This is a genomic window from Agromyces sp. Soil535 (genome assembly GCF_001428255.1).
Taxonomy (GTDB): domain Bacteria; phylum Actinomycetota; class Actinomycetes; order Actinomycetales; family Microbacteriaceae; genus Agromyces.
Genome location: NZ_LMRW01000027.1, coordinates 100,874 through 126,277, shown reverse-complemented (window position 1 = coordinate 126,277; position 25,404 = coordinate 100,874). Strand labels below are relative to the sequence as shown.

24 protein-coding genes are annotated in these 25,404 nt (G+C 70.8%); 10 read left to right on the top strand and 14 right to left on the bottom strand.

Annotated elements, in window-relative coordinates:
• Nucleotides 1-206: 206 nt before the first annotated feature.
• From ASG80_RS20275 to ASG80_RS20265, 3 genes are all read left to right on the top strand, one after another.
• On the top strand, nucleotides 207-740 hold the full coding sequence (locus tag ASG80_RS20275) for a hypothetical protein (protein WP_056734132.1): 534 nt from the start codon (nucleotides 207-209) through the stop codon (nucleotides 738-740).
• Between the two features lie 56 nt (nucleotides 741-796).
• Nucleotides 797-1,180 carry a DUF4180 domain-containing protein gene (locus tag ASG80_RS20270; protein WP_056734130.1) on the top strand — a complete coding sequence of 128 codons (384 nt, stop codon included), beginning with the start codon at nucleotides 797-799 and terminating at the stop codon, nucleotides 1,178-1,180.
• Nucleotides 1,181-1,343: 163 nt separating this feature from the next.
• Entirely contained in the window at nucleotides 1,344-2,129 is a 786-nt protein-coding gene (locus tag ASG80_RS20265) for a hypothetical protein (protein ID WP_156401985.1), read from the top strand.
• Between the two features lie 255 nt (nucleotides 2,130-2,384).
• Here the strand turns inward: ASG80_RS20265 and ASG80_RS20260 are convergent, their stop codons facing one another.
• A complete protein-coding gene (locus tag ASG80_RS20260) occupies nucleotides 2,385-3,254 on the bottom strand; it encodes a DNA-formamidopyrimidine glycosylase family protein (protein WP_056734128.1) in 870 nt (289 codons plus the stop codon).
• 88 nt (nucleotides 3,255-3,342) lie between these two features.
• Between ASG80_RS20260 and ASG80_RS20255 the strand changes: the two genes are divergently transcribed.
• Nucleotides 3,343-3,579: a hypothetical protein gene (locus tag ASG80_RS20255; protein ID WP_056734126.1), complete on the top strand. Its 237-nt coding sequence runs from the start codon at nucleotides 3,343-3,345 to the stop codon at nucleotides 3,577-3,579.
• An 18-nt stretch (nucleotides 3,580-3,597) separates the two neighbouring features.
• Here ASG80_RS20255 and ASG80_RS20250 read toward each other — a convergent pair whose 3' ends face one another.
• From ASG80_RS20250 to ASG80_RS20240, 3 genes are read right to left on the bottom strand one after another with little or no spacing between them, the layout of a single operon-like run.
• The gene (locus ASG80_RS20250; RefSeq protein WP_056734124.1) at nucleotides 3,598-3,903 is read right to left on the bottom strand and encodes an NIPSNAP family protein; all 306 of its coding nucleotides are present in this window, start codon (nucleotides 3,901-3,903) and stop codon (nucleotides 3,598-3,600) included.
• A gap of 46 nt (nucleotides 3,904-3,949) precedes the next feature.
• Nucleotides 3,950-5,023 carry a redox-regulated ATPase YchF gene (ychF, locus tag ASG80_RS20245; RefSeq protein WP_056734122.1) on the bottom strand — a complete coding sequence of 358 codons (1,074 nt, stop codon included), beginning with the start codon at nucleotides 5,021-5,023 and terminating at the stop codon, nucleotides 3,950-3,952.
• 6 nt (nucleotides 5,024-5,029) lie between these two features.
• A complete protein-coding gene (locus ASG80_RS20240) occupies nucleotides 5,030-5,941 on the bottom strand; it encodes a DMT family transporter (RefSeq protein WP_056734120.1) in 912 nt (303 codons plus the stop codon).
• Between the two features lie 304 nt (nucleotides 5,942-6,245).
• On the opposite strand from ASG80_RS20240, the gene ASG80_RS20235 reads away from it, so the two are divergent.
• Nucleotides 6,246-8,345: a CHAT domain-containing protein gene (locus ASG80_RS20235; RefSeq protein WP_156401984.1), complete on the top strand. Its 2,100-nt coding sequence runs from the start codon at nucleotides 6,246-6,248 to the stop codon at nucleotides 8,343-8,345.
• Nucleotides 8,342-10,615 carry a caspase family protein gene (locus ASG80_RS20230; RefSeq protein WP_056734115.1) on the top strand — a complete coding sequence of 758 codons (2,274 nt, stop codon included), beginning with the start codon at nucleotides 8,342-8,344 and terminating at the stop codon, nucleotides 10,613-10,615. Before ASG80_RS20235 ends, ASG80_RS20230 begins: the two co-directional genes overlap by 4 nt.
• 34 nt (nucleotides 10,616-10,649) lie before the next feature.
• Here the strand turns inward: ASG80_RS20230 and ASG80_RS20225 are convergent, their stop codons facing one another.
• Both ASG80_RS20225 and ASG80_RS20220 read right to left on the bottom strand, forming a co-directional pair.
• The gene (locus tag ASG80_RS20225; protein WP_082590778.1) at nucleotides 10,650-11,444 is read right to left on the bottom strand and encodes a class I SAM-dependent methyltransferase; all 795 of its coding nucleotides are present in this window, start codon (nucleotides 11,442-11,444) and stop codon (nucleotides 10,650-10,652) included.
• Complete coding sequence (locus ASG80_RS20220) at nucleotides 11,441-11,767, bottom strand: nuclear transport factor 2 family protein (protein WP_056734113.1); 327 nt, start codon at nucleotides 11,765-11,767, stop codon at nucleotides 11,441-11,443. The genes ASG80_RS20225 and ASG80_RS20220 overlap by 4 nt, the downstream gene beginning before the upstream one ends.
• A 154-nt stretch (nucleotides 11,768-11,921) precedes the next feature.
• Between ASG80_RS20220 and ASG80_RS20215 the strand changes: the two genes are divergently transcribed.
• Complete coding sequence (locus ASG80_RS20215; protein WP_056734111.1) at nucleotides 11,922-12,539, top strand: exonuclease domain-containing protein; 618 nt, start codon at nucleotides 11,922-11,924, stop codon at nucleotides 12,537-12,539.
• 115 nt (nucleotides 12,540-12,654) lie between these two features.
• Entirely contained in the window at nucleotides 12,655-14,007 is a 1,353-nt protein-coding gene (locus tag ASG80_RS20210; protein WP_056734108.1) for a DNA recombination protein RmuC, read from the top strand.
• 35 nt (nucleotides 14,008-14,042) lie between these two features.
• On the opposite strand, the gene ASG80_RS20205 is transcribed toward ASG80_RS20210, so the two are convergent.
• The 4 genes from ASG80_RS20205 to ASG80_RS20190 form a co-directional block, all read right to left on the bottom strand.
• Nucleotides 14,043-14,435, bottom strand: a complete 393-nt coding sequence (locus tag ASG80_RS20205) for a VOC family protein (RefSeq protein ID WP_056734106.1) — start codon at nucleotides 14,433-14,435, stop codon at nucleotides 14,043-14,045.
• Nucleotides 14,436-14,498: 63 nt separating this feature from the next.
• On the bottom strand, nucleotides 14,499-15,881 hold the full coding sequence (locus ASG80_RS20200; protein ID WP_200952642.1) for an MFS transporter: 1,383 nt from the start codon (nucleotides 15,879-15,881) through the stop codon (nucleotides 14,499-14,501).
• Nucleotides 15,882-15,927: 46 nt separating this feature from the next.
• A complete protein-coding gene (gene glpX / locus ASG80_RS20195) occupies nucleotides 15,928-16,929 on the bottom strand; it encodes a class II fructose-bisphosphatase (RefSeq protein WP_056734104.1) in 1,002 nt (333 codons plus the stop codon).
• Nucleotides 16,930-17,096: 167 nt separating this feature from the next.
• Nucleotides 17,097-18,035 (bottom strand): fructose-bisphosphatase class II, encoded by a 939-nt coding sequence (locus ASG80_RS20190; protein WP_162256662.1) that lies wholly within the window; start codon nucleotides 18,033-18,035, stop codon nucleotides 17,097-17,099.
• Between the two features lie 128 nt (nucleotides 18,036-18,163).
• Here ASG80_RS20190 and fbaA point away from each other — a divergent pair, with 128 nt between their 5' ends.
• Entirely contained in the window at nucleotides 18,164-19,192 is a 1,029-nt protein-coding gene (gene fbaA / locus ASG80_RS20185; protein ID WP_056734100.1) for a class II fructose-bisphosphate aldolase, read from the top strand.
• Nucleotides 19,193-19,199: 7 nt separating this feature from the next.
• Nucleotides 19,200-19,826: a DUF6264 family protein gene (locus tag ASG80_RS20180; protein ID WP_056734098.1), complete on the top strand. Its 627-nt coding sequence runs from the start codon at nucleotides 19,200-19,202 to the stop codon at nucleotides 19,824-19,826.
• A gap of 3 nt (nucleotides 19,827-19,829) precedes the next feature.
• On the opposite strand, the gene ASG80_RS20175 is transcribed toward ASG80_RS20180, so the two are convergent.
• The 4 genes from ASG80_RS20175 to ASG80_RS20160 form a co-directional block, all read right to left on the bottom strand.
• On the bottom strand, nucleotides 19,830-21,872 hold the full coding sequence (locus ASG80_RS20175; RefSeq protein ID WP_056734096.1) for an ABC transporter ATP-binding protein: 2,043 nt from the start codon (nucleotides 21,870-21,872) through the stop codon (nucleotides 19,830-19,832).
• Entirely contained in the window at nucleotides 21,869-23,602 is a 1,734-nt protein-coding gene (locus ASG80_RS20170; RefSeq protein WP_056734093.1) for an ABC transporter ATP-binding protein, read from the bottom strand. Before ASG80_RS20170 ends, ASG80_RS20175 begins: the two co-directional genes overlap by 4 nt.
• A complete protein-coding gene (locus ASG80_RS20165; protein ID WP_200952641.1) occupies nucleotides 23,593-24,249 on the bottom strand; it encodes a TetR/AcrR family transcriptional regulator in 657 nt (218 codons plus the stop codon). Before ASG80_RS20165 ends, ASG80_RS20170 begins: the two co-directional genes overlap by 10 nt.
• A gap of 108 nt (nucleotides 24,250-24,357) precedes the next feature.
• Nucleotides 24,358-25,401, bottom strand: coding sequence for a 4-hydroxy-3-methylbut-2-enyl diphosphate reductase (locus ASG80_RS20160; protein WP_056734306.1), 1,044 nt, complete (start codon nucleotides 25,399-25,401; stop codon nucleotides 24,358-24,360).
• Nucleotides 25,402-25,404 lie beyond the last annotated feature (3 nt).

The following is a 25,404-nucleotide window of genomic DNA, read 5'->3' as shown; positions in this document are numbered from 1 at the left end:
ATCACGGCGCGGCGCGTGCTGCGCATCTTCTCCGATGCCCCCTGACCGTCGAACTCGTCGAGCGCGCCTATGAGGGCGAGTCCCTGGCGAAGCATCCGTCGCGGTACCTCGATGCCACAGAACGTCGCCGAGCGGAGGAGTGGGCGCAGACACTCGCGGCGGCTCGCGAAGCACTCCTCGCCCAGGCGAGGACGCAGCCCGCTCCGGTGACGGATGCCGTGGCACCGGCACGCCGGCGTCGACTCTCGCGCGGGGCGATCATCGGCATCGTGGCCGGCGCGACGGTGCTCGTCGCGCTCGTGACCTTCGCGACCATCGGTGCGATCAACCTCGCGACGACGGCTGCGACGATGGCACGCGACGCCATCGAGTCCGAGGTCGAGGGCCCGTCGGCCGGGGAGTCCGGCGACCCCGCCGTGGAGCGATTCCAGTCCGGAGAAACGCTGTTCGCCTTTCCGGCGGCGATCGAGTTCTATGCCGACGACCGTTACGGCGCCGAGTGCCCCGCCGAACACGAACAGGGCTGTTGGCAATCGGCTCTGTTCACCGAGGCCGACTGCGACACACTGCAGATACAGCTCGGCTTCGGAAATGATGCGGACGCGATGTTCCCAGAGCACCTCGAGACGATCGAGAAGCAGGACGTGCTCGGCAACGAGGCCACGATCGTGGTCTTCGGCAACGACGACTACGGCTACGGCTGGATCAACCAGGTCACCTGCCTCGACGCTCCCAGCTGAGCCGACATCGCGTCGGGGGCAGCGCCAGAAGCCCGCGCGGCGCTAAGGTCGGAGCCATGTTCATTGACGACGCCAGTGACATCCGGATCCTGCATATCGAGACCGATGGGGAGCCCATCTCGACACCCGATGACGCCTCCGACCTCGTCGGCACTGCGTGGTCGCACCACGCGAACCTCATTGCGGTGCCGGTCGAGCGGCTCGACCCCGAGTTCTTCCGCCTCAACACGGGCATCGCCGGCGAGATCACGCAGAAGCTCGTGAACTACCGGCTCCGGCTCGCGGTGATCGGCGACATCACGGAGCACCTCGCCGAGAGCAACGCCCTGCGGGACTTCGTATGGGAGTCGAACCACGGCGACCAGATCTGGTTCCTCGCCGACGAGCAGGCGCTCGACGCGAAGCTCGCCGAACGCGCGGCACGACGTCGAACACGTTGACGGAGCGACCCGACACTTCCGCGCGTCTCGTTGAACGCGCTTCCGTACTGAAGCCACGCTGAGTGCGGCTGAAGCGCCGCTGAACGTCGGTGGCGCGGTGGCTGAGGCCGGTGCATCGTGGAGGAAAGGCGCGGCGCTCAGATCGCGCGAATCGAGGCCCCCGATGTCGACGATCCACGGACGGATGCTTCGCATCCTCGCCCCTTGCGCTGCATGCGTGTTCGCGCTGTCGGCGTGCACGGCAGGCGTACCCGCGTCGTCGTCGCTGCCGCAGAGCGACGACCCGGTCTCGCTCGACCCCGCCGAGTTCACCACCGAGATCGACAATCCGTACTGGCCCATGGAACCGCGCACGCGATGGTCGTACGTCGAGTTCGACCCCGAGGGCGGCGAGCTCACGGTCGACGTCATCGTCACCAGTGAGACGAAGACCATCGCGAACGGCATCGAGGCGCGGGTCGTGCGCGACACGGTGTACCGCGACGGCGAGATCATCGAGGACACGTTCGACTGGTACGCGCAGGATGCCGCCGGTGCGATCTGGTACCTCGGGGAGGACACCGCGGAGTTCGAGAACGGCGAGATCGTCTCGCGCGAAGGCTCGTTCGAGGCCGGCGTCGACGGCGCCCTGCCTGGCATCGCGCTCCCCGCCGACCCCGAGCCGGGCATGAGCTACCGGCAGGAGTACTACGCCGGCGAGGCCGAGGACAACGGTGCCGTGCTGAGCGTCGAGGAGCTCGTCGAGGTGCCGTACGGGCGCTTCGAGAGCGCACTGCTCACGCGCGACACGAACCCGCTCGAGCCGGATGTCGCGGAGCTGAAGTTCTACGCGCCCGGCATCGGACCGGTCCTGACGCTCGATGTGTCGGGTGGCAGCGGGCGCGAGGAGCTCGTGGACGTCACGACCGTGCCCGACGGCACGGGGACGGGGCCATTGGGCTCACCTTGACGGAGGCGATCGCGGCTTCGGTGCGGCACTCCTCGCGGGTCGCCGCACCGGGCGCGAGTGCCGGAAACCCCCTGGGCACGGCCTGCGAAACGCGTCCGGGCAATGCGAAAGGTCTCGGCGTCTGTCGACTCGTCGGGACCTTTCTAGGCCGGAGCTCCTCCGGTGGTGCCCACTAGCGTACGCCGATCCGCGAGGTTTGCAAGAGGGTTCTGAGCTTTTTTCATGAACGAATCTGAGCGGCGACGACGCCGGCCGCTACGCCGGCCGTAGGGGCAGCCGTTCACCCCGGGTCTGGCACGTCGGGCAGTACTGTGCGGTCGTGCTTGCGAACGAGAAGTCGCAGATCGTGTCGCCGCACACAGGACATGCTTCGCCTGCCCGCCCGTGCACCCGCATGGCGGCGACCTTCGCCGCCTTGAGCTGGTCGATCGGCACACCCCGCTGCGCGTCGATCGCCTCTGAGACGACGCGCACCGTGGCGTCGAACAGCCTGCCGAGCTCGGCCGACGTCAGCGACGCGGCATGCGCGAGCGGCGAGATCTTCGCCGCATGCAGGATCTCGTCGGAGTAGGCGTTGCCGATACCGGCCAGCGACTCCTGCTCCTGGAGCACCGCCTTCACCTGCTTCCGTCGCCCGACGACGACGCGGTCGAACTCAGCGCGCGAGAAGTCGGGATGGGCGGGATCGGGACCGAGCTTCGCGACGGCGGGCACCTCGGCCGGGTCGTCGACGACCCAGCAGCCGAGCGACACCCAATCGCCGGCATCCGTGAGCTCGAGGACCCTGCCGTCGTCGAACGTGAAGGCGACGAGCGTCGGCGGGGCGTCGCCCGCATCCCCTTCGGAACCTTGCCCGTCGGAACCTTGGCCGTCGGCGCCGCGGTACCGCGCCCAGCCGTGCCGACCGAGCGTCACGACGAGATGCTGCGACGTGCCGGCGGCGAGATCGAGGTGCTTGCCGCGTCTCGCTGCGCTTGTCACGCGCTCCCCCGTGAGGGTCGCGAGCGGTCGGGCGCGCGTCTTGGTCACACGGAACTCGACGACATCGACGTCGCGGATCTCGCGGCCCGTCAGCCTCGTGCCGAGATCGTCGACGAGCGCCTGCACCTCAGGTGACTCTGGCATGTCCCCAGCATCGCACGCCCCACCCTTTCGTGATGTGACGTGAACCGGTCGCCATCCGAATGTCGGTGGTTCCTGAGACACTCTCATCATGGAGGCGATCGAACTACGACAGACCCGACAGCTCGCGGTCGGAGACACGCTCCTCAGCGCCTCCGGTCGGGCGTACGAGATCACGAAGCTCGCGCGGATCGGTCGCGGCATCCGGGTCACCTACGTCACCGAAGACGGGCGGGCCGGTCGATTCACCGCCGCGCCCGATGCGATCAGCCGGGTGCGCCTCACCCGGGTCGGATCAGGGCCCGCCCCTGGCACGCAGGTCGCCTGAATCCCGCGGGCCCGACGGTCAGTCGAACACCGGCGAGAGGAAGCGCCGCTCGTATCGTCGGATGCACTTCGTCTCCGCGGCGAAGCGGTAGGCCTCGAGGCACTCGGGATCATCGACCGCCGCGAGCCGGTACCGCTCGTACTCGGCGAGCGACGGGAAGGTGAAGAGGGCGAAGGCCTCATCGCTGTCGCCCTCGCTCGGCAGGAAGTAGCCGTGATGCACGCCACCCAACCGGTTGACCAAGTGGATCCACCGTCGCCCGTACTCGTGGAAGTCCGCGAGCTTGTCGGCGTCGATCTCATAGCGGAGATGCACGGTGATCATGGGTCGACTCGATTCGTAGAGTGGCGGGGCGCGAACGTCGGGATCGTCAGACGTTGAAGCGGAACTCGACCACGTCGCCGTCGTGCATGACGTAGTCCTTGCCCTCCATGCGGGCCTTGCCCTTGGCACGCGCCTCGGCCACCGAGCCGGTCGCCACGAGGTCGGCGAACGAGATGACCTCGGCCTTGATGAAGCCGCGCTCGAAGTCCGTGTGGATGACGCCCGCGGCCTGCGGGGCCTTCCAGCCCTTGTGGATCGTCCACGCGCGCGACTCCTTCGGGCCGGCGGTGAGGTAGGTCTGCAGGCCGAGCGTGTCGAACCCGATGCGGGCGAGCTGGTCGAGGCCCGACTCGTCCTGTCCGGTCGACGCGAGCAGCTCCGCGGCATCCGCGGGGTCGAGGTCGATGAGCTCCGACTCGATCTTGGCGTCGAGGAAGACGGCCTCTGCGGGCGCGACGAGCGCCGCGAGCTCGGCCTTGCGCGCGGCATCCGTGAGCGTCGCCTCATCGACGTTGAAGACGTAGATGAACGGCTTCGCGGTCAGCAGGCCGAGCTCCTTGACCGGCCCGAGGTCGACGGATGCCGCCGACAGCGGCGTGCCCTTCTGCAGCAGCTCCTGCGCCTCCTTCGCGGCGGCGAGCACCTCGGGCGCGAGCTTCTTGCCCTTGACCTCCTTCTCGAAGCGCGGGATGGCGCGCTCGAGGGTCTCGAGGTCGGCGAGGATCAACTCGGTGTTGATGGTCTCCAGGTCGGCCTTCGGGTCGATCGTGCCCTCGACGTGCACGACATCCGCGTCGTCGAACCCACGCACGACCTGTGCGATGGCGTCGGCCTCGCGGATGTTCGCCAGGAACTTGTTGCCGAGTCCCTCGCCTTCCGACGCGCCGCGCACGATGCCGGCGATGTCGACGAACGACACCGTGGCGGGAAGGATGCGCTCGGAGCCGAAGATGCCGGCGAGCGTCTCGAGCCGCGGGTCGGGAAGGCTCACCACGCCGATGTTCGGTTCGATCGTCGCGAATGGGTAGTTCGCCGCGAGCACCTGGTTCTTGGTGAGTGCGTTGAACAGGGTTGACTTGCCGACGTTGGGCAGGCCGACGATGCCGATAGTGAGAGCCACGGGGGTCTATCGTACCGGCCGGTCGGTCGCGGCATCCGCCGGGCCCAGCCTCGACCGCCGCACGTGCAGGGTCAGGTAGACGCCCGCGATCACGAGGGTGCCGCCGATGACGGCGGGCAGCTCGAGGGTCGCGCCGAACGGGAGCGCGATGACCACGACGAACACGGGCAGCAGGTTGAGGAAGATCCCGGCGCGCGAGGGGCCGACCCTCGAGGCGCCGATGTTCCAGAGCGCGTAGCCCGCCATCGATGGGAAGATCACGATGTACGCGAGCCCGGTGGCGCCGCCCGCGGTCGTCGGCAGGGAGACGCCGGTGACGGCGATCAGCGGCAGCATCGTGACCACGGCGAACACCGCCTGCACCGAGGTGGCGGTGATCGGCGGCGTCACGAGCCGCCGCGAGATCAGCGAGTACACGGTCCACGCGAGCACCGACCCGATCACGAGCAGGTCACCGACCCCGAAGCCCTGCTCGACCAGCAGCGGCAGATCGCCGCCCGTGAGCACGACGGTCACGCCGACGAACGCGACGACGAGGCCGAGCGCCTGCACGCGATTCAGGCGCTCGTGCAGGAAGATCGCCGCGCCGAGCGCGATCGTCGCCGGGTTGATGGCGCTGATCACGGCCGCGTTCACCGCGCCGGTGAGGCCGAGGGCGGCGTACAGCAGCAGCGTGTACCCGGTGAGTCCGAGCAGCGACTGCAGCAGGTGCAGTCTCCACTCGCGCAGCGCCGTGCGCCAGTTCGGCCGCTCGATGAGCCGCGCGATCGCGAGCAGCGGCAGGAACGCGAACACCCAGCGGAAGAACGTGAGCGAGATCGGCGAGATCTCACGCGTCACCATCTCGCCGAACACGTAGTTGCCAGCCCAGAACAGGTTCGCGAGCGCCAGGAAGAAGTACACCCGGCCGCGATTCACCAGCCCAGCGTACGTGGTTGCGACGGGCGGTCGGACGACGGATGCCGGGGGCAGGCGGGTGGTGGCCGGCACTGGTCGAGCGCGACCCGCCGGGCCTGCTCAGGGCGCTCCCTGCGCGGCATCCGGGACCACCCTTACTGCGCCGGCCACGCTGGCGGGCGCCGTCGCCGCGGTCGTATGCTGCGGCCAGAGGATGTTGAGCGTCGCTCTGATTCGCTCGGGCGACGGTGGCACTCGATGGGGAGGCGGCCATGTCCGCCAGGTGCAGGCGAGCGCGCGGATGCCGCGGGCGGAGGGCCGGGCGATGACGCCCGCGTCGGCGATCCTCGGTGCGCGCGGCGCGGTGCGCGTGATCGGCGCGCCGGATGCCACCGGCTGGACGCCGCCGTCGTCGGGGCGCGAACTGGCCCGGGCGGTGCTCATCGGCACGGGTGGCGCGGCTCCGGTGCTCGTGCTGGCCATCGCCGACGACGTCGACCCCAGGCGCGTGGTCGTGTTCGTGCAGCTCGACGGCCTCCTGTGCACGTTCCGCCCGATGGGCGAAGACCCCGACGCGCTCGAGGTGGTGCTGCCGTTCCGGCTCGAAGCCCGGAGCGCACTCGCCGTGGTCGTGGAGTGCGCGACCGAGGCTGAGGCCGAGGAGCTCGCCCGGCGGTACGACGCCGCGCGAGCCGGACTCGAGGCGTCTGCGCCCGAGGAGCCGCGCGAGGCGGAGCCGGCGCTCGAGGCAGCGCCGCCCGAGGAGGGCGCGCCCCTCCCGGCCCCGGTGACGCGGTCGGCCGCGCCACCACCGCCGCCCTCTCCGGCGCCGTCGTTTCCCGCACCCGACCGCCGCGCCGTCGCGCACGTGCACGCCGAGATGCCCAGGCGCGTCGCCGTGGACGCCGAGTTCGACGTGAGGCTGCGCCTGAGCCGACGCCGGCTCGAAGCATCCGCCGGAACCAGCCATACGGTGCAGTCGATAAAGGTCGATGCCGAACGCGACCTCACGGTGACCATCGCCCTGCGCGGGTTCCGCCTCGTCGGCGACCAACCAGAGACGATCGTCACACGCCTGCCGCGTTCGGCGCACGAGGTCGCCGAGCACCGCTTCCGGCTGGTCGCGCCGCTCCCCGGCAACGGCGAGGTGTCGCTCGTCGTGCGGCAGGACGCCGACCTGCCGCTCGCCACCCTGCGGCTCACCGCCGAGATCGTCGCCGTCGGCACCCCGACCGAGCCGCTTCCCGCGGAGGTGACCGCCGACGTCGTCGAGCCTGACCCCGACCTCGTCGTGCTCCCGAGCATCCGCGTCGACGAGTCGATCGTCGGCACGGACTCGACCCTGCGCATCCGCGTGTCGGTCGGAGGCGAGGCGCGCGAGTGCACGATCCACCTCGCCGACAAGGCGGCATTCATCTCCCGCACCTACCGGCGCATCGCCGGCCTCCGATCGGAGCTCGGCGACCTCCTCGATCGCGACGAACGCGCGAGGTACGGCCTGCGGCGCCTGCGCTCGCTCGGCATGGGCCTGGCCAGAAGCCTCTTCAGCACCGAGGTGCTCGAGCTCCTCTGGAACGCCGAGCCCGACGGCCTCGACGGCCTCATCGTGCAGACCTCGGGCGAACTCGACGTGCCCTGGGAGATCGTGCACCTCCTACCGCCCCTCGGCGTGGCCGACGACGGCCGCCCCCGCTTCCTCAGCTCCTACGGGCTCACCCGCTGGGTCTACGACACGGCGCATCCGACCGACCTGCGCGTGGCGCCCGAGCGCGTGCGCTTCGTGTGTCCCGACTACGCCGAGCAGCACCTGCGGCTCACCCACACCACGGAGGAACGGCGCTTCCTCGAGCACCGGTTCGCCGCGAAGTCGATCGATCCCGACGACGCCGACGGCATCGCCGGCCTCATGCACGACGGCTTCGACCTGCTCCACTTCGCCGGCCACGGCCGCTGGAGCGAGGGGGCGTCGCCGACGCAGGAGCTCCTGCTCTCGGCGTTCCGCGAGGCCGAGGACGTGCCGTCGGCCCGATACTCCGACGGCGAGCTGCGTCGCGACCTGCCCGACCGAGGGGCGACGGATGCCGCAGCTACCGGGCCGTTCGTCTTCCTGAACGCGTGCGACATCGGCCGCCTCCCGTCGGCGCCGGCCTCGCTCGGCGGGTTCCCCGAGGCCTTCCTGCGCGGCGGCGCCGCCGCGTTCGTCGGATGCTCCTGGGCGGTCGGCGACGACCCCGCCTCGACGTTCGTGGAAGCGTTCTACCTCGCGCTCGCCGACGACGACGCGACGATCGCCGACGCCGCGCGCGCCGCCCGACTCGCCGCGAGAGCCGATGCCGACCTCTCGGAGCTCGCCTACGCCGTGTACGCGCATCCGTACGCGCACATCCACCTCGACCAGCCGATCCCGGAAGGACCGCCATCATGAACGCCGTACGCCCGCCGAGCCCCTCCGCTCCCCCGCCGCCGCCGACCACGACCACCGCGGCGTCGCGCGGGGGGCCGACGCTCTCGGCCGGAGCGCTCGCCGACCTCCGGCCGCACGTCATCGCCCTCGGGGACGGCAAGCTCGCGACCGGGGCGCCCTCCGACCCGCGGAGCGTCGGCGAGTTCCGCACGACGGCCGCCGACGTCGACGCCATCTTCGCGACCCACCTGCCCGCGTTCGTCGCCGACCACGCGCCCGGCCCCGTGCCGATCGTGCTCTACGCACACGGCGGCCTGGTCGACAAGGAGGCGGGCTTCGGCATCGCCGAGCAGCAGATCGCCTGGTGGAAGGAGAACGGCGTCTACCCGATCCATTTCGTCTGGGAGACCGGCCTCGGCACGGCGCTCTGGGATGCGCTGCGCCGCTGGGCATCCGGCGGACGCCGCGGCTGGGTGGACGAGGCGAAGGACTCGTTCCTCGAGGTCGCGGCGCGGCTCCTCGGCGGCGGGGGCATCTGGAACGACATGAAGGTCGACGCCGCCGCGGCAGCCGTGAAGGGCGGCGGCGGCCAGTACTTCGTACGCGCCCTCGGGAAGTGGATGACCGATCACCCCGGCGAGGTGGAGGTGCACGCCGTCGGCCACAGCGCCGGCTCGATCTTCCACTCGCACCTGCTGCCTGCGGCGCTCGAGGCGGATGTCCCCGCGATCGCGTCGCTCAGCCTCCTCGCGCCCGCGGTGCGCGTCGACACCTTCTCGAGGCTGCTCATGCCGCACGCGAGGAGCGGCAAGATCGAGCGGCTCGCGATCTTCACGATGGACGACGAAGCCGAGCGCGCCGACACCTGCCTGCGTATCTACAACAAGTCGCTGCTCTACCTGGTGTCGGCGTCGTTCGAGCCGCAGAAGGCGACCCCGATCCTCGGCATGGCCAAGTTCCTCACCCGCGACGCCGAGCTCGCCGAGTTCTTCGTCGGGGCATCCGCCGACGGCGACCTCGTGCTCGCGCCGAATGCGGTGGGCGTGCGGGCGGCGAGCGCGGCGACCTCCCACGGCGACTTCGACGACGACGCACCGACGATGCAGAGCGTCGCGCGTCGCGTGGCGGGCGTCACCGACATCACGGCATTCCCGAAGGGACACGGCCGCACCGTGGCGCCCTGGCCGGAGTACGAGGACCTGCCGCCGACGGGAGCCGGTGGAACCAGATCCATCGGTGGAGGGGCGCCCGACGGAGGAGCCGCGATCGGCGGTGCGCGCCGGGCGCTGTGCATCGGCGTCGACGCCTACCCCGACGAGGGCGATCGCCTGCAGGGGGCGGTGGCCGACGCCCACGCGTGGGCGGAGGCCCTGCGCGACACGGGGTTCGACGTGACCGAACTCACGGATGCCGCTGCCGCCCGCGACGCGATCCTCCGCGGCATCCTCGAACTCGTGAGCGGTTCAGCACCGGGCGACGTGCTCGCCGTGCAGTACTCGGGGCACGGCACCTTCGTGCCCGACCTCGACGCCGACGAGGAGGACGGCGACGTCGCCAAGGACGAGGCTCTCTGCCCGGTGGACTTCCGCAAGCAGGGACGCCTCATCATCGACGACGACCTCGCACGCATCTGGGACGTCATTCCCGAGGGCGTGAACCTCACGGCGTTCTTCGACAGCTGCCACTCCGGCTCGGCGAACCGGGCGCCGCGCCTCGACCTGACGCCTGTCGGCGACGCCCGCCCCCGCGCCGTCGAACTGACCCGCGCCGACGAGGAGGCGTACAAGGCCGACCGCGGCCTCGCCGCGGCGTCGGCGAAGCCCGACGCGGTGCGCGACGCCGCGATCGCAAGCGTGCTGGGGTCGGAGATCGTCACGCCGACCGCGCCGCGGAACGCGGGGGTTCGGAGGGAGGTGCTCTTCAGCGCCTGCAGGGCGACGGAGGTGGCCTGGGAGTCGGGCGGGCAGGGCGACTTCACCCGTGCCGCGCTGCCGCTGCTCGAGTCCGGCGTCGGCAGCGTGTCGAACCGGGACTTCGTGCGCTCGGTCGTGGAGGTGTTCGGCGCGAACCGCAGGCAGACGCCGGAGTTCCACGGCGAGGAGGTGCTCGGCGGTCGCATCCTGCTCGGAACGACGAGCGCGTCGGTCGGTGCGGGTCCCGGCGGACCCGGCGCCCCCGACGCGCAACTCGACGACAAGGCGGCCGCGCCGGCGCGCATCGCGGCATCCGACCGCCAGACGGCTGCTGTGGTCGCGATCCTGCGTGCGACCGCGGACCTCCTGGAGGGCTGAGGCGGGCGGCGGGTCGGGGACCCCGTCGAGCCGTTCAGTCGAGCCGGGCCCGGAAGCAGCGCGTGACGTAGGGCACGGCGAGCTCCTCGGCGCCGGCCACGTCGGGGTGCGTGTCGAGCAGTGTCTCCAGGGCGGCGATCGTCGCAGCCTGCTCCGACGCGGTGGCCGTGATGAAGTAGCTGCGCGACCGCACGAGGTTGAGGAACCGCCCGCGCGACATCCGCTCGCTCCACTCGACGGTGTGCTCCTCGATCTCGCCGAACGGCGGGCCGATCTTCACGTAGCTCTCGAACGTGGCGCTCGCGTCGTGGCGCTCGTGCATGATCTCGCCCGCCTGCCGCAGCCAGTCGGCACGGATGTCGCGACTGTTCCAGACGAGCCCCAGCACGCCCCCGGGCCGCAGTACGCGCGCGATCTCGGGGATGGCACGATCGGGCTGGAACCAGTGCCACGCCTGACCGGCGAGCACCGCGTCGACCGACGACTCCTCGAGCGGGATGTCCTCCGCCGTGCCGAGGATCCGCGGCACGCCCGGCACGGCGACCTCGAGCTCCTCGAGCATCTCCTCGACCGGGTCGACGGCGATCACATCGAGGTCGAGCGCCACGAGGGCCTCGGTGAGCTTGCCGGTGCCGGCGCCGAGGTCGAGCACCCGCACGCCGTCACCGACGAGCCAGGCGATCGCCTCGACCGGGTAGCCGGGCCTGGCCTGGTGGTACACGGATGCCGCGACCCCGAACGAGCGGGCGCTCTTCGCCGTCTCGGGGTCGGACGGGTCGGCGACGAGGCCGGGCTCGTCCGGCGATGCGGTGGCCGGTGCGTCGTTCATGCCGTGATCGCCATGCGTTCGATGGTGGCGCCGTCGGGCGCGAGCCGGAACGTGAACGTCGAGGGGCCGTTGAACCCGCCACCACCGACGTCGGCGATCACCACGACCTCGCCGTCCCCCACGCGCACGTCGGTGACCGAGAACGTCTGCTGCACGCCGATCGACTCGCGGCGGCTCCAGCCCGCGATCTCCTCGTGTCCGTGGAACTCGCGTCCCCAGTCGTCGATGACGCCGTCCTCGGCGAAGGCCGCGATGAAGCGGGCGAGATCGCCCTCGTTGGTGGCGGCGAAGGCCTCGCGCACCGGTGCGGGCAGCTCGGTCATCCGGTCTCCTCACCTCGCGGCGCGTCGCCGTAGCGGCGCTCCCGCAGCCATTCCACGCCCTGCCCGCGGCATCCGTCAACCCGTTTCCGCACCGATCGCCGACGCGCCCGACGACGCGCCCGGCCGTGTCGGAGCCGCGTGCGACGATGCTCGCGTGCCAGTGGACTTCACCGCGATCGACTTCGAAACCGCCAACTCGTCGAGCGCGTCGGCCTGCAGCGTCGGGCTGGTGAAGGTACGCGACGGCAGGGTCGTCGACCGCGTGCACCGCTACATCCGGCCGCCGTTCCCGCACAACGAGTTCTCGGAGTGGAACATCCGCATCCACGGCATCACGCCCGAGATGGTGGCGGATGCACCCGGGTGGGCCGACCATCTGCCCCTGCTGCGCGAGTTCGCCGAGGGCGACGTGCTCGTGGCCCACAACGCGGGCTTCGACATGGCGGTCATCGCCAAGACGTCGGTCGCGGTGGGCCTCGAGGTGCCCGACTTCCGCTCCCTGTGCAGCCTGCAGGTCGCACGCAAGACCTATCACCTCGAGTCCTACCGACTGCCGGTGGCGGCGATGGCCGCCGGCTTCGAGGACTTCTCGCACCATGACGCCCTCGCCGACGCCGAGGCGTGCGCGGCCATCGTCGTGCACGCCGCGAAGCGGCACGAGGTCGACGACCTCGAGCGGCTCGCCCACATCACGCGCGTGCAGCTCGGCGCGATCGGACCGGTCGCCACCCGCCAGCAGCGTGCCGTGCACGGCCCGATGGCACTGCAGTAGCGACATCCGACCAGGCGCCGTCGCCGCGGCCGGTCGCGCACCCGGAGGCCGGCGGATCCCCGCCCGGCCGAGCCCCCTCCCCCGCGATGTCGGCAGCCGCTGCGACACTGTCCCCATGGACCTCCTCGCGCTCCTCATCGGCCTCCTCGTCGGCGGCCTGCTCGGCGGCCTCGCCGTCGCCGTCTGGTCGGCCCGGCGCGCTGCCGGGAAGCCGGTGGCCGACGATCCGGCGCTGGTCGAGGCGCGCCACCAGGCGCAGCTCGCCGAGGTGCGTGCGGCCGAAGAGGCCGCGAAGTCGCTCCTCCGAGAGGAGCTCGCGGCCACGCAGGCCACGGGCGAGGCGCTCCGCGAGCAGATCATGGCGGCACAGCTGCAGCAGCGCGAGCTCGTCGAACAGCACCGCGCCGAACAGCAGGCCCGCGAGGCGCGCGAGCAGGCCGAGAGCCGCGTGCTGCAGGCGCTCGCTCCCGTCAAGCAGTCCCTCACCGAGATGCAGTCGAAGGTCACCGAGCTCGAGTCGCAGCGCAACCTCCAGCACGGCGAGCTCACGCAGCAGCTGAAGTCCGCAGCGGAGTCCGAGGAGCGCCTGCGTTCCACGGCCGAGTCGCTCGCGTCGGCGCTCCGCTCCAACAGCACGCGCGGCGTCTGGGGCGAGACCCAGCTGCGCAGCGTCGTCGAGGCCGCGGGCCTCGTCGAGCGCGTCGACTTCGACGTGCAGTCGAGCATCTCGAGCGACTCCGGCCACGGCCGGCCCGACATGGTGGTGCGCCTGCCCGGCGGCAAGTCGATCGCCGTCGACGCGAAGGTGCCGTTCAACGCCTACCTCGAGGCCAGCCAGATCCCGGCCACGGCCGGCGGGGCGGATGCCGCGCGGCGGGCCGACTTCATGAAGCAGCACGTGCAGGCGGTCCGCGCGCACGTCACCGCGCTCGGATCCAAGGGCTACTGGAACGGGCTCGACGCCTCCCCCGAACTCGTGATCGCCTTCATCCCGAGCGAGTCGCTCGTCTCCGCCGCGCTCGAGGCCGACCCGAGCATCATGGAGTTCGCGTTCTCGAAGCGAGTCGCCCTCGCCTCCCCCGTCACCCTGTGGTCGGTGCTCAAGACCGTCGCGTTCTCATGGCAGCAGGACGTGCTGACCAATGAGGCGAAGACCCTGTTCGACCTGAGCCGCGAGCTATACTCACGCCTGGCCACGACGGCGAGTCACATCGAGAAGCTCGGCCGCACCATCGAGCGCAGCGTGAAGGACTACAACGCGTTCGTCGGCTCGCTCGAGCGCCAGGTGCTGCCCACGGCACGCAAGCTCGGCGCCCTCGACGAGTCGAAGGTGCTCGCACCGCTGCAGGGCATCGAGGAGGCGCCCCGGGAGCTCACCGCCTACGAGCTCGTCTCGAGCGCCGGCGCCGACCTCGACCCCGAGATCCGGCGCCAGCTCGAGGCGCCCGACGCCGTGTCGCACGACTGACACCTGCCCTTGCCGACGGCGCAGTCGCGATGGCGTCAGCCGGCCAGCACGCTGATCACGTTGCCCGCCGGGTCGCGGAACCACGCGATGTCCGGGCCCCCGCCCGTTGCGCTGCCTCGTGCGACGCCTCGCTCGTCGGTGCCGAAGTCGTCGGCGCCCGTGTAGATCTTCGTCACGACGCCGGCCACGTTGAGCTCATCCACGGCCCGGTCGATGTCCTCCACCACGAGGTTCAGCACGGTGAAGGTCGCGGGCTCGTGATTCGGCTTCGGGTAGATGAACACCGACTGACCCGACGGCAGGGAGATGCGCAGCGCCCCCATCGCGTCATCGTCGACCGGGAGCCCGAGCCTCGTCCCGTAGAACTCCCGTGCCGCGGCGACGTCGTCGACGCTGAACCCGGGGAATGCATCTCGAATGGTGACCATCCGGTCCCTCCTTCGCTCCCGTCCAGACTCGCATGCCCGCGGCCGCGGGTCGACCCCCGATCGTCAGCCGGGCTCGGGGTCGATCCGACGCGACGTCTCGGGCCGCGGATGCGGCTCGTCGACGGGCAACTCGAAGCCGGCCGCGGCCTCGGGGCCGGTGACGATCGAGGCATCCACGGCGATGTCGAGCGGGTGGGCGAGCTCGTCCTTCCCGAGCCGGGCGAACGCGAGCGTCGCGATCGCGAGCAACGGCGATGCGAGTCCGGCGATGAGGAAGGCGGGCGCGAGACCGATCCATTCCCCGACGGGTCCTGCGACCGCCATCGACACCGGCATGAGCGCGAGGGAGACGAAGAAGTCGAGGCTCGACACGCGTCCGAGCATCGCCGGCGGCACGCGGCGCTGCAGCAGCGTGCCCCACACCACCTGGGCTCCCGAGAAGAGCAGCCCGCAGATGAAGAGAGCGACGACCATCACCCAGAGCCACGACGTCAGCCCGATCACCGCGAGTGGCAGGCAGCCGAACCCCCACGCCAGGATCATGAGCGTGAGGTAGCGCCGCGGCAGTCGCATCGAGGCGACAGCGAGCGAGCCGACGGCTCCGCCCACGCCGAACGCAGCGAGCGTGAGCGCGAAGGCACCTGCACCTCCGCCGGTCTGGTCCTTCACAGCGAACGGCAGCAACACCTCGATCGGTCCCATGATGAGGAACACGAGCACGATCGCGAACGCGAGAGTCGCGAAGAGCCACTTGGTGCGCAGCAGGTAGGCGAACCCGTCGCGCAGGTCGATGAACGTCTGCCGGAACGGGTGCACCGGCGTCTCGTCGAGGTCGCGGCGCACGGCGGTGGTGCGCATCATCCCGAGCACGGATGCGGCGACGACCTGCAGCCCCGCGACGACGATGAACGCGAGCCACGGCCCCTGCATCGCGATGAGCGCGCTCGCGAGCGCAGGACCGACGGCGTTCATCGCGGCCGGGCGCAGCACGCCCTCGACGCCGTTGGCCGCGAGCAGCTGCTCCGCGGGCAGGATCGCAGGCAGCCAAGCCGAATACGCGGGGTAGAAGAATCCGTCTGCGACGCCCAGCACGAACGAGATGACCGCGATGTGCCACACCTCGATGAGCCCGGTCGCGGCGAGGAGGCCCGCGATGGCGAATCCCGCCCCGCGCACGATCTCAACCGCGAGGAGGATGCGCCGTTGCGGGATGCGGTCGGCCGCCACGCCGCCGAACAGCACGGCGAGCACCAGCCCGAGGCTCGAACCGACGGCCACGAACGAGAGGTCGATCGGGGTGCCGCCGAGCTGCACGACCTGCCACACTGCGGACACGATCCACGCCCCGGCACTGACGAGCGACGCCGCGAGCGCGATCGTGAGCAGCCGGTACTGGCCCGAGGTGAACGGGAGGAGCGCTCGTGGCAGACGACTGGCGTCGGTCATCGGCCCATTCTCGTGCCTGCCGCGGACATCCGCCCGCGGCATCCGGTCATCGGTCGACTTCGTCGAGCCACTTCTCGGCGTGGTGGTCCGCGATGATGCGGCGGATCGTGCCCGACTTGCCGCGCAGCACGATGCTCTCGGTACGGATGATGGGGCCCTTGCGGCGCACGCCGTCGACGAGCTCGCCGTCGGTCACGCCGGTGGCCACGAAGAAGGTGTTGTCGCTGCGCACCAGCTCGTCGAGCTCGTAGACGCGGTCGCAGTCGAGCCCCGCCGCCTCCCCGCGGGCGCGCTCGGCGTCGTCCTTCGGCGCGAGCTTGCCCTGCATGAACCCGCCGAGCGCCTTGATGGCGCAGGCGGTCGTGATGCCCTCCGGGCTGCCGCCGATGCCGACGCACATGTCGATGCGCGACTCGTAGCGGGCCGCGTTGATGCCGCCGGCCACGTCGCCGTCGCTGATCAGGCGGGTGCCGGCACCCGCCGCGCGGATGTCGGCGATGAGCTGTTCGTGACGCGGACGGTTCAGCACCGCGACGCGGAGCTCGCCCACGTCCTTGCCCTTCGCCGCGGCGAGCGCGCGCAGGTTCTCGCCGATGGGCTTGCGGATGTCGACGACGCCGATGCCCGAGGCATCCGTGACGATCTTGTCCATGTAGAAGACGGATGACGCGTCGAGCATCGTGCCCCGGTCGGCGACCGCGATCACCGACAGCGCGTTCTGGCGGCCGGCGGCCGTGAGCGCCGTGCCGTCGATCGGGTCGACCGCGATGTCGCAGGCGGGGCCGCGGCCGTTGCCGACCCGCTCGCCGTTGAAGAGCATCGGGGCCTGGTCCTTCTCGCCCTCGCCGATGACCACCACGCCGTCGAAGTTCACCGTGCCGAGGAATAGGCGCATCGCGTCGACGGCGGCGCCGTCGGCGCCGAGCTTGTCTCCGCGGCCGATCCACGGGTACGAGCGGATCGCGGCCGCCTCCGTGGCGCGCACCAGCTCGAGCGCGATGTTGCGGTCGGGGTGCAGGAAGAGGGTTGCCGTATCGGTGCTCACCATCGAGGGTCCTCCCGGACGCTGTGTGACTCGGCTCCGGCGCTCGGAGCTGTTCGCGGACGGGTGATGCCCGCGGCTTCAAGCCTAGGCATCGCGAACGACGCGCGGCGTGGATCAGGGCTGAACGGCACTGAAAGAATCGAGGTTCTTAACACTGTCGTCACGAGGCGTCATCCGGACAGGTCGGCGGCGAGCGGCCCCGGCCCCACTTCGACGAGTGTCGCCCCGGCCGGGCCGAGCGCGCACGGCGTCACCGGCGCGATCGCGACGAATGCCGACTCGCAGCACAACCCGTCGAGGTCGAACACCCGCGTCGCGTCGTGCCCGCCGTGGGCGAGGCGCTCCGACTCGCGCGACGACTGCGGCGCGAGGGCCGCCAGCATGACGCCGCCATGGGCACGCACGATCGCCGCCTCGAGCAGGCCTTCGGGCGCGCCGCCGACGCCGAGCAGGAGGTCGAGCGAACCGCCGGATGCCACGGCGTGCACGACGCGCTCGATGTCGCCGTGCTCGAACGCGTGCACCCGCGCTCCCGCCCGAGCGACCGCTTCCGCGACCTCCACGTTCCGAGGGCGGGCCTGCACGGCGACGCGCAATTCCTCGACCCTGATGCCGAGAGCGCCGGCCAGTCGGGCGAGGTTCTCGGCGACTGGTCCACGCAGCGTCAGGCCGACGTCGGGCCCCGCGTGCACGAGCTTGTCGAGGTAGTGGGCCGAGCCGAGGTCGGCGAAGGCGCCGCTCGGCGCGACCGCGAGGATCGCCATCGCGCCCGGCCTGCCGGAGGCGGCGAGCCGGGTGCCGTCGACGGGGTCGACGACGAGGTCGAGGGCGGGCCCGGCCCCGGTGCCGAACCGCTCGCCCGGGTGCAGCATGGGCGCCTCGTCCTTCTCCCCCTCGCCGGCGACGACCGTCAGTGCGGCCGGCGCCGACGCGAGCGCGCGGCGCAGGGCGTCGACGGCGACGCCGTCGACGGCATCAGGATCGCCCGATCCCACGCGGGCGCGTGCCGCGTCGGCGGCCGCGAGCACGGCGGCGCCGAGCGCCGCCCGCAGGTCCATGCCGAACACGGTGTCGGGTCGGCTCGGAACCGGGCGGGGATCGTGGTGCACCCGCCCATCCTGCCGCATCTCGTCGGTGCGGCCGCGGGCGCGCGCCCGCGGCATCCGGCACTCATGAGCACTCCTCGCCACCTCGCTAGACTCGGTGGCGAACCCACCGTCACCTTCGAAGGAGCCCCATGCCCATCGCAACCCCGGAGCAGTACGCCGAGATGCTCGACACCGCCAAGGCGAAGGGCTTCGCCTTCCCGGCGTTCAACGTCTCCTCCTCGCAGACGCTCAACGCGGTGCTGCAGGGGCTCACCGAGGCGGGCTCCGACGGCATCATCCAGGTCACCACCGGCGGCGCCGACTACTTCGCCGGCCACACGGTCAAGGCTCGCGCCACCGGCGCCCTCGCCTTCGCGCGGTTCGCCCACGAGGTGGCGAAGTCCTACCCCATCACGGTCGCCCTGCACACCGACCACTGCCCGAAGAACGCGCTCGCCGACTTCGTCTACCCGCTCATCGCCGCCTCCGAGGAGGAGGTGAAGGCGGGCCGCAACCCGATCTTCCAGTCGCACATGTGGGACGGCTCCGCGGTGCCGCTCGACGAGAACCTCGAGATCGCCAGGGAGATCCTCCCCCGCATGAAGGCGATCAACGCCATCCTCGAGGTCGAGATCGGCGTCGTCGGCGGCGAGGAGGACGGCGTCAGCCACGAGATCAACGAGCACCTCTATACGACGCTCGACGACGCGATCAAGACGGTCGAGGCGCTCGGGTTCGGCGAGAACGGCCGCTACATGGCGGCCCTCACGTTCGGCAACGTGCACGGCGTCTACGCACCTGGCAACGTCAAGCTGAAGCCCGAGCTCCTGAAGGAGATCCAGGACGGCCTCGCGGTCAAGTACGGCACCGGCGCGAAGCCGCTCGACCTCGTCTTCCACGGCGGCTCCGGATCGACCGACGCCGAGATCGCGGAGGCGGTCGCGAACGGCGTCGTGAAGATGAACATCGACACCGACACGCAGTACGCGTTCACGCGCTCGATCGCGGGCTACATGTTCCAGAACTACGACGGCGTGCTCAAGGTCGACGGCGGCGTCGGCAACAAGAAGCAGTACGACCCGCGCGCCTGGGGCAAGGTCGCCGAGTCGGCGATGGCCGCCCGCGTGGGCGAATCGACCCGGCAGCTCGGCTCGGCCGGCCAGTCGATCAGCGCCTAGGTTCCGGATGCCGGAGCAGCACGCCGCGGGGATCCCCGACGAGCCGGCCGAGGGGCCGACGCCCGAGGGGGTCTCCGCGGCCTCACCCGCACCGCGCGACGAGCGTCCGCGCCCGCAGTACGGCGAGTACGCGCCCGAGGGGTGGTCCTGGCAGCCGCCCGCGGGAGAGACCACGTCCGACCCCGCGCCGCAGTTGCCCACGCCCCCGGCACGGCCGCCGGCACGAGCCCTCTCCGCGGCATCCGCTGGTCGTGGCACACGACCCGACCGGCCGCTCGACCGCGCCGTGACGATCCTGCTCCTCGTGATCGGCGTGCTCGGCGCCTGGCTCTCAGTGGGCGTGCTGCAGGCGATGCCGCAGTCGATGCAGCTGCTGCACACCCAGGAGGGCATCGAGGCCTACACGCCGGGTCCCGAGATCCCCGGGCTCATCCTCGCCGGCTCGATCGTGCAGGTCGTGCTCTGGGTGGCGACGGCGGCCGGGTCGATCGTGCTCATGCGCGCGCGTCGCCCCTCGTTCTGGCTGCCGCTCGGGGGCGGTGTCGTCGCGGCGATCGCCCTGTTCGTGTTCACCGTCATCGCCATCACGGGCGACCCGATGCTGCTCGAGCACCTCACGGCGACCGCCGGCTGACGATCAGCTCGCGATCCGCTCCGCGGCCGCCTCGGTCGAACCGGTCTCGTCGTCGCCCTCGAGCGGCGCGGCGAACTGCGCCTCGTACAGGCGTGCGTATGCCCCGTCGGCCGCGAGGAGCCCGGAATGGGTTCCCTGCTCGACGATCCGGCCGTCCTCCATCACCAGGATGAGGTCGGCGTCGCGGATCGTCGAGAGGCGGTGCGCGATCACGAAGCTCGTCCTGTCGCGGCGCAGCGCGTTCATGGCGTGCTGCAGCAGCAGTTCGGTACGGGTGTCCACCGAGCTGGTCGCCTCGTCGAGGATGAGCACCGCGGGGTGCGCGAGGAACGCCCGCGCGATGGTGATGAGCTGCTTCTCGCCGGCGGAGAGGTTGGACGCCTCGTCATCGAGCACGGTGTCGTAGCCGTCTGGCAGCGTGCGCACGAACCGGTCGACATACGTCGCCCGCGCGGCCTCGAGGATCTCCTCCTCCGTGGCGTCCGGTCGGCCGTAGGCGATGTTCTCGCGAATGGTGCCGGTGAACAGCCAGGTGTCCTGCAGCACCATGCCCATGCGCGAGCGCAGCTCGTCGCGGGTCATCCGTGTGATGTCCACGCCGTCGAGCGTGATGCGGCCGCCGTCGAGCTCGTAGAAGCGCATGATGAGGTTCACGAGCGTCGTCTTGCCCGCACCGGTCGGCCCGACGATCGCGATCGACTGCCCCGGCTCCGCGGTCAGCGACATGTCGTCGATGAGCGGCTTCTCGGGGTCGTACCTGAAGGAGACGTCTTCGAAGACGAGGCGACCGGATGCCTCGGACGGCGACTCCGCCGACGCCTCGGGGTCCTCGGGGTCTGACACCTGCTCGTCGGCGTCGAGCAGCTCGAACACCCGCTCGGCACTCGCGACCCCCGACTGCAGCAGATTCGCCATGGAGCCGAGCTGGCTGAGCGGCTGCGTGAACTGCCGCGAGTACTGGATGAAGGCCTGCACGTCGCCCAGGCTGATGCCGCCGACCGCGACCATGAGCCCGCCGACGACCGCGATCGCGACGTAGACGAGGTTGCCGACGAACATCATCGCCGGCATGATGATGCCGCTCACGAACTGCGCGCCGAAGCTCGCGTCGTAGAGCTCCTCGTTCTTCGACGTGAACCCGCGCTCGACCTCGCGACGACGCCCGAAGATCCGCACGAGTGAGTGGCCGGAGTAGGCCTCCTCGATCTGCGCGTTGAGCGTGCCCGTGTGCTTCCACTGGGCGACGAAGAGCTTCTGCGATCGCCTGGCGATGACCGTGGTGATGAGGATCGTGAGCGGGATCGTCACGAGCGCGATCACGGCGAGCAGCGGCGAGATGACGAACATCATGACCATGACGCCGACCACCGTGAGCAGCGACGTGAGCAGCTGGCTCATCGTCTGCTGGAGCGACTGCGAGATGTTGTCGATGTCGTTCGTGACGCGCGAGAGCAGCTCGCCCCGCTGGATCCGGTCGAAGTACGACAGCGGCAGTCGGTGGAGCTTCGCCTCGACCTCCTCACGGAGTCGGTACACCGTGCGCTGGGTCACGCCGTTCAGCACGTAGCCCTGGGCCCACCCGAACAGGGAGGCGAGCACGTACAGCGCGAGCACCCACGCGAGCACCGTCGCCAACGCGGCGAAGTCGATGCCCTGGCCGGGCGTCAGGTTCATCGACTGCACCATGTCGGCCTGGCTCGTGTCACCCGATGCGCGGAGCTGGTCGACGACCTGCTGCTTCGTCGCTCCCGCCGGCATCTGCAGCGAGAGGAAGCCCTCGAAGATGAGGTTCGTCGCCTGGCCCAGGATCTTCGGCCCGAGCACCGTGAACACGACGCTCACGACGCCGAGCAGGATCACCGCGACGACGAGCGCGCGTTCCGGGCAGAGGCGGCCGAGCAGGCGCTTCGCCGACGGCCAGAAGTTCATGGACTTCTCGGTCGGCATGCCGACGCCGCCGAAGGGTCCGCCGCCCATCGGGCCGCGTCGGGGCGGCATCGGCAGCCGAGCCGGTGCCGTCGACGTGGTGGGGTTCGATCCGCTCATGCCGCCGCCTCCGCGCTCAGCTGGCTCGCGACGATCTCGGCGTACGCCTCGGATGTCTCGAGCAGTTCCTCATGGGTGCCCTGTGCCGTGATCCGGCCGTCGTCGACGACGAGGATCCGGTCGGCATCGACGATGGTCGCGACCCGCTGCGCGACGACGATCCTGGTCGCGTGGGACGCCGAGCGTTCGAGCGCCGAGCGGAGCCGCGCGTCCGTGGCGGTGTCGAGCGCCGAGAACGAGTCGTCGAAGAGGAGGATCGGCGGATGCTTCACGAGCGCTCGCGCGATCGAGAGCCGCTGGCGCTGCCCGCCCGAGACATTTGTGCCGCCCTGTGCGATCGCCGCATCGAGCTGCCCGGGCATCGCGGCCACGAAGTCGCGGGCCTGGGCCACCCTGAGCACGTCCCAGAGCTCCTCGTCGGTGGCATCCGGGTCGCCGTATCGCAGCGTCGAGCCGACGGTGCCCGTGAACAGGTACGGTTTCTGCGGCACGAGCGCCAACTGGGCGTTGAGCACGTCGGGGTCGAGATCGCGCACGTCGACGCCGCCGATACGCACGCTGCCTCCGGTGGCGTCGAAGAGGCGCGCGATGAGGTTGACGATCGTGGTCTTCCCCGCGCCCGTCGACCCGATGATCGCCGTGACCTGTCCGGGCAGGGCGGTGAAGCTCACGTCGTGCAGCACCGGGTCCTCAGCGCCGGGGTAGGCGAAGTCGACGTTCCGGAACTCGACCGTGCCGGGCGCGGTGAGTGCGGTCACGGGCGACTGCGGCTCGGCGACGCTCGGCGTCGTCTCGAGCACCTCCCCGATCCGACCGGCCGACACCGCTGCGCGCGGCAGCAGGAACGCGATCATCGTCGCCATCATGACGGCCATGAGGATCTGGATGAGGTAGCTGAGGAATGCGACGAGCGAGCCGATCTGCATCGAGCCGTCCTCGACGCGGAAGGCGCCGAACCAGAGCACCGCGACGCTTGAGACGTTGAGGACGAGCATCACGACGGGGAAGACGAGGGCGAACAGGCGGCCGGCCTTCAACGCGGTGTCGGTCAGCGCGTCGTTCGCCTCGTCGAAGCGCGCGCTCTCGACGCCCTCCCGGACGAAGGCACGGATGACGCGGATGCCGGTGAGCTGCTCCCTGAGCACGCGGTTCACGCCGTCGATGCGCCGCTGCATCGACTGGAACAGTGGCACCATTCGCGAGATGATCAGCCCCACCGCGAGCAGGAGCACGGGCACCGCGACGACCATGATCCACGACAGTGCGAGGTCCTCGCGCAGCGCCATGATCACGCCGCCGATGGCGAGGATCGGCGCCGACACCAGGATGGTGCACGACATGAGGACGAGCATCTGCACCTGCTGCACGTCGTTGGTGGAACGCGTGATGAGGCTCGGAGCCCCGAACCGCGACACCTCCTGTTCGGAGAAGTCGGCGACCCTGCTGAACACGGCGGCCCGCACGTCGCGGCCGAAGGCCATCGCGGCCCGGGCGCCGAAGTAGACGGCCGCGATCGCGCACGCGATCTGCACGAGCGTGATGCCGAGCATGACGCCGCCGGTCGAGATGATGAACCCCGTGTCGCCCGTGGCGACGCCGTCGTCGATGATGTCGGCGTTCAGCGTCGGCAGGTACAGCGACGCGATCGACTGCGCGAGCTGGAACACGACGACCGCGACGAGCAGCGCCCAGTAGGGACGCAGGTGGCGGGCGAGCAGTTTCATGAGCACGGGGCGGCTCCCCTCTCGGAGGCGGATGCGTCCGGCTCGCCCGGCCGGATCGATGCGATGGGTCGCTCGGATGCCTCGCCGGCGATGCCGTGCACGATGAGGTTCGCGAGCCGGTCGGCGTCGAGGCCCGTGGTCGGGCCGAAATGCGGCATCGCGGACGCGAAGGCGACGAGGCGCACGAACCTGAACACGTCGCCGGGGGGCGCGCGCAGCGCCTGCAGGTCGGGTGCGAGCAGGTCCTCGAAGATGCCGATGATGATGTCGGGCTCGGCCGACTGCGGGGGCCGCGGTCGGCCGCCGAGCGCCGCGAAGACGCCGAAGATGCCGGCGAAGCGATCGAGGAGGCGATCGAGGATGAGCTCGATCTTCAGCTCCAGGGGCAGCGACGGATCGATCCGTCGCAGGGCCGCACGGAAGGGCTCCGGATCGAGGAACTCCTCGACGGCGGCGTCGATGATCGCCTCCTTGTCGTCGAAGACGCGGAACAGCGTGCCCTCGGCGACGCCGGCAGCTTCGGCGATCTGCCGGGTCGTCACGTCACGGCCGTGCTCCACCAGCAGGGGCAGGGTCGCGCGGGCGATCGACGCCCGCCGCTCCTCCACGGGCATCGGCTTCGCACGGGTCGCTCGCGCGGTTGTGGTCGTCATGGGTGCGAGCATACACTGAGTGAGCGCTCACTCCGCAAGGTCCAGTTCCGACGTACGCGCAGGGCGAACAGCCCCGACGATCGACCGTCGGGGCAGGGTCGCTCGGGCTCAGGCCTGGGCGGTGCGCGCCCGGCCGCCGAGCGCGCGGGCGTCGCGGTTGCCGGCGAGGTCGCGGCGCAGCTCCTTCGGGAGCGAGAACATGAGGTCCTCCTCTGCCGTCTTCACCTCGGCGACCTCGCCGTACCCGGCGTCGGCGAGCGCGTCGAGCAGCTCCTGCACGAGCTCCTCGGGCACGGATGCCCCGCTCGTCACGCCGACCGTGGCGACGCCGTCGAGCCACTCCTGCTTGACCTCGCTGGCGTAGTCGACACGGTAGGCGGCCTTCGCGCCGTACTCGAGCGCGACCTCGACGAGGCGCACGCTGTTGGAGCTGTTGGCCGAGCCGACCACGATCACGAGCTCCGCGTCCTGGGCGACCTTCTTGATCGCCACCTGCCGGTTCTGGGTCGCGTAGCAGATGTCGTCGCTCGGCGGATCCTGGAGCTTCGGGAAGCGTTCGCGCAGGCGCCGCACCGTCTCCATGGTCTCGTCGACCGAGAGCGTCGTCTGCGAGAGCCAGACCACCTTGTCGGGGTCGCGCACCTCGATGTTCGCGACGTCGTCGGGGCTGTTCACGACCGTGACGTGGTCGGGGGCCTCGCCGGCGGTGCCCTCCACCTCCTCGTGGCCCTCATGGCCGATGAGGAGGATCTCGAAGTCGTCGCGCGCGAAGCGCACTGCCTCGCGGTGCACCTTCGTGACGAGCGGGCAGGTCGCGTCGATGGCGTGCAGCCCCCGGTCGGCGGCGGCGTTCACCACGGCGGGCGACACCCCGTGCGCGCTGAACACGATGTGGGCGCCCTCGGGCACCTCGTCGACCTGGTCGACGAAGATCGCGCCCTGCTGCTCGAGCTGGGTCACGACATGGATGTTGTGCACGATCTGCTTGCGCACGTACACGGGGGAGCCGTAGTGCTCGAGGGCCTTCTCGACCGCGATCACGGCACGGTCGACGCCCGCGCAGTATCCGCGCGGCGCGGCGAGCAGCACCCGCTTGTGTCCGGGGACGGGGATATCCTTGAGCCGGCCGCGCACACCCGGCACCCTGGGCATGCC

What these genes read in the sequence shown, in the direction of transcription:
- ASG80_RS20180 (WP_056734098.1), top strand. Translation starts at nt 19,200, where the DNA reads ATGCCGGAGCAGCACGCCGCGGGGATCCCCGACGAGCCGGCCGAGGGG.
- ASG80_RS20255 (WP_056734126.1), top strand. Translation starts at nt 3,343, where the DNA reads ATGGAGGCGATCGAACTACGACAGACCCGACAGCTCGCGGTCGGAGAC.
- ASG80_RS20205 (WP_056734106.1), bottom strand. Translation starts at nt 14,435, where the DNA reads ATGGTCACCATTCGAGATGCATTCCCCGGGTTCAGCGTCGACGACGTC.
- ASG80_RS20160 (WP_056734306.1), bottom strand. Translation starts at nt 25,401, where the DNA reads ATGCCCAGGGTGCCGGGTGTGCGCGGCCGGCTCAAGGATATCCCCGTC.
- ASG80_RS20220 (WP_056734113.1), bottom strand. Translation starts at nt 11,767, where the DNA reads ATGACCGAGCTGCCCGCACCGGTGCGCGAGGCCTTCGCCGCCACCAAC.
- ASG80_RS20225 (WP_082590778.1), bottom strand. Translation starts at nt 11,444, where the DNA reads ATGAACGACGCACCGGCCACCGCATCGCCGGACGAGCCCGGCCTCGTC.
- fbaA (WP_056734100.1), top strand. Translation starts at nt 18,164, where the DNA reads ATGCCCATCGCAACCCCGGAGCAGTACGCCGAGATGCTCGACACCGCC.
- ASG80_RS20235 (WP_156401984.1), top strand. Translation starts at nt 6,246, where the DNA reads ATGACGCCCGCGTCGGCGATCCTCGGTGCGCGCGGCGCGGTGCGCGTG.
- ASG80_RS20250 (WP_056734124.1), bottom strand. Translation starts at nt 3,903, where the DNA reads ATGATCACCGTGCATCTCCGCTATGAGATCGACGCCGACAAGCTCGCG.
- ASG80_RS20260 (WP_056734128.1), bottom strand. Translation starts at nt 3,254, where the DNA reads ATGCCAGAGTCACCTGAGGTGCAGGCGCTCGTCGACGATCTCGGCACG.
- ASG80_RS20230 (WP_056734115.1), top strand. Translation starts at nt 8,342, where the DNA reads ATGAACGCCGTACGCCCGCCGAGCCCCTCCGCTCCCCCGCCGCCGCCG.
- glpX (WP_056734104.1), bottom strand. Translation starts at nt 16,929, where the DNA reads ATGGTGAGCACCGATACGGCAACCCTCTTCCTGCACCCCGACCGCAAC.
- ASG80_RS20210 (WP_056734108.1), top strand. Translation starts at nt 12,655, where the DNA reads ATGGACCTCCTCGCGCTCCTCATCGGCCTCCTCGTCGGCGGCCTGCTC.
- ASG80_RS20165 (WP_200952641.1), bottom strand. Translation starts at nt 24,249, where the DNA reads ATGACGACCACAACCGCGCGAGCGACCCGTGCGAAGCCGATGCCCGTG.
- ASG80_RS20200 (WP_200952642.1), bottom strand. Translation starts at nt 15,881, where the DNA reads ATGACCGACGCCAGTCGTCTGCCACGAGCGCTCCTCCCGTTCACCTCG.
- ASG80_RS20175 (WP_056734096.1), bottom strand. Translation starts at nt 21,872, where the DNA reads ATGAGCGGATCGAACCCCACCACGTCGACGGCACCGGCTCGGCTGCCG.
- ASG80_RS20265 (WP_156401985.1), top strand. Translation starts at nt 1,344, where the DNA reads ATGTCGACGATCCACGGACGGATGCTTCGCATCCTCGCCCCTTGCGCT.
- ASG80_RS20270 (WP_056734130.1), top strand. Translation starts at nt 797, where the DNA reads ATGTTCATTGACGACGCCAGTGACATCCGGATCCTGCATATCGAGACC.